Source organism: Pantoea sp. SIMBA_079, assembly GCF_046940275.1.
In the GTDB taxonomy this organism is placed as follows: Bacteria; Pseudomonadota; Gammaproteobacteria; order Enterobacterales; family Enterobacteriaceae; genus Pantoea; species Pantoea borealis.
Map to the genome: position 1 here is coordinate 1 of NZ_JAWRYR010000362.1, position 269 is coordinate 269.

General features: G+C 61.7%; 1 protein-coding gene. It reads right to left on the reverse strand.

The features are described 5' to 3' along the window. The coding region (locus SB719_RS20370; RefSeq protein ID WP_412159772.1) for a hypothetical protein at positions 1-269 on the reverse strand (269 nt) is incomplete at both ends.

A 269-nucleotide genomic window follows, 5' to 3' on the forward strand; every position in this document is an offset into this window, starting at 1 on the left:
CCACAGCGCCTTGCGCACATTGCTCGAATTCTTGCGGCCCCAGATCTTCAGCATGGCAACGTCCTTTTGAATGCGGAGGTGGCACAGTCTACTCCAGACCTTCGCCGCCTGTACGGGCCTCTTCGCGGGCAAGCCCGCTCCCGCAGAGAAATCACAAGCCCAGGGGCTGTGGTATTCGCTGTGGAAGCGGGACACACGCGGCCGGGGTGTCAGCAGCGGGGCACAAGATTTCTGCAATCCCCAAATTGCCTGGGCCGCGATGGCGTCTT